We start from the raw sequence: 2132 nt of genomic DNA on the forward strand, positions 1-2132 counted from the left end.
GCCCGGGCGACCTCGACGAGGTTGTCCGAGAAGGACGGCGCGTGGCCCATGTCGGTGAAGGCGCCCGACGAGATGCTGTTGACCGTGCCCTCGTTGAGCTGGCGCCAGTAGCCCAGCGTCGCGACCACGATGCCCGCCTTCACGTCGTCGGTGATGCGGGCCACGCCCTTGAACGCGCCGCGATCGTTGGCGACCCGCACCCGGTCGCCGTCCCGGATGCCGCGGGCGTCGGCGTCGGCTTGGCTGATCATCACGAACTGCTCGCCCTGGCCCTTCTGCTTGTCCTCCATGTTCGCGTAGCAGGAGTTCAGGAAGTAATGGCTCTTGGGCGAGACGATGTTGAGCGGGAAGCGCTTGGCGAGCTCCGGGTCGTTGGCGTGGGATTCCCGCGGGCCGAGGTAGTCGGGCAGCGGATCGAGCGCCTCGCCGGGCTGGAAGCCCTCGTACATCTGCCGGAACGGCGGGGCGACGAAGTTCGTGGCGCCCTCGACCTTGAGCATGCACTTGCCGGTCGGCGTCGGGAAGTTGCCCTCGCGGTGGGGCGCCCGGTCGTCCGGCGTGCCGACCTTCAGGCGGGCGAAGCCGTGCTCGCGCATGTACTGGAGGTCGATGCCCTCGCAGGCCGGGGCGTTCCAGTCGACGTAGTGCTCGAGGCACTCCGTGTCGGTCCACTTGAAGTTCTCTTCCTCGAAGCCGAGCCGGGCCGCGAGCCGGCGGAAGATCTCGTTGTTCGGGATCGCCTCGCCGGGCGCGTCCGCGCACTTGGTGTTGTAGGTGAGATAAAGGTGGCCCCAGGAGAGGATCATGTCCTCCATCTCCGCGCCCATCGTGGCCGGGAGCAGGATGTCGGCATAGGACGCCGTGTCGGAGATGAAGTGCTCGGCCGAGACCATGAACAGGTCCTCGCGCATCAGCCCTTCGACGACCTTGTCGGTCTCGGGCGCCTGCGTGACGGGGTTCGAGTTCCAGCACATCATCGACAGGATCGGCGGGTCGAGCTTCAGCTCGCCGGTGAGCGCGCGCCCGATCTGCAGGTTCGAGACGACGCGGGTCCCCTCCGGGATCAGGTCGGGCCGGCACATCACGTCGAACTTGTAGGGGTGCTCCCACACGCCGAACTGGGTGACGCCGCCGCCGACGTGGCGCCACGCGCCGGTCAGCGCCGGGATGCAGGTGACGGCGCGGATGGTCTGGCCGCCGCCGTAATGCCGCTCCAGCGCCACGCCCATGCGGATGCCGACCGGCTGCTCGGTCGCCATCTCGCGGGCGAGCGTGCGGATGTCTTCCGCCGAGACCCCGGTGATCGCGGCGGCCCATTCCGGCGTGCGGGTGCTCGCCCGCTCCTTCAGCTCCTCGAAGCCGACCGTGTGGTTGTCGACGTAGTCCTGGTCGACGAGGCCTTGGGCGATGATGGAATTGATCAGCGCCATGGCGAGCGCGCCGTCGGTGCCGGGCTTCGGCGCGATGTGCCAGTCGGCGGCTTTCGCGGTGCGCGAGGCGTAGGCGTCGATCACGACGACCTTGGCGCCCTTCTTCTGGGCGTCCTTGACGATGGCCCAATGGTGCAGGTTCGTGCTGACCGAGTTGCAGGCCCAGATCACGATGTACTTCGAGTGGATGTAGCTGTCCGGGTCGAGGCCCGCCGTCGGGCCGACGGTGAGGAGCCAGGCCGTGCACGAGCCCTCGCCGCAGAAGGTGCGCTCGGTGACGGTGGCGCCCATGCGGTTGAAGAAGGCGTCGCCGCCGTTCAGCCCATGCACGAGGCCCTGGTTGCCGAGGTAGCTGTAGGGCGCGATGGCCTGCGGGCCGTGACTGTCGATGATCGCCTTCCAGCGCGTGACGATGGTGTCCAGCGCCTCGTCCCAGGTGATGCGCGCGAACTGCTTGGAGCCCTTCGGGCCGACCCGCTTCATCGGGTAGAGCAGCCGGTCGGGATGGTAGTGGCGCGTCTCGTAGTCCTTCAGCTTCACGCAGAGGGTGCCGCGGGTCATCGGGTGGTCCGGGTTGCCCCGCACGCCGAGCAGCTCGCCGTCACGCACCTCGAACAGCATCGAGCAGGTGTCCGGGCAGTCGTGCGGGCAGCCGCCGAAGAAGGTTTCGGTCAGGCTCTCGGCCTCGGCGACGATCAGGGA

1 protein-coding gene is annotated in these 2132 nt (G+C 68.3%); it reads right to left on the reverse strand.

The genetic code is table 11. The features are described 5' to 3' along the window. The coding region (locus FV229_RS26595; RefSeq protein ID WP_147754781.1) for a molybdopterin oxidoreductase family protein at nucleotides 1–2129 on the reverse strand (2129 nt) is incomplete at its 3' end. Between the last annotated feature and the right edge of the window lie 3 nt (nucleotides 2130–2132).

Origin of the sequence: Methylobacterium sp. WL120 (genome assembly GCF_008039465.1) — a bacterium.
Lineage (GTDB): Bacteria > Pseudomonadota > Alphaproteobacteria > Rhizobiales > Beijerinckiaceae > Methylobacterium > Methylobacterium cerastii.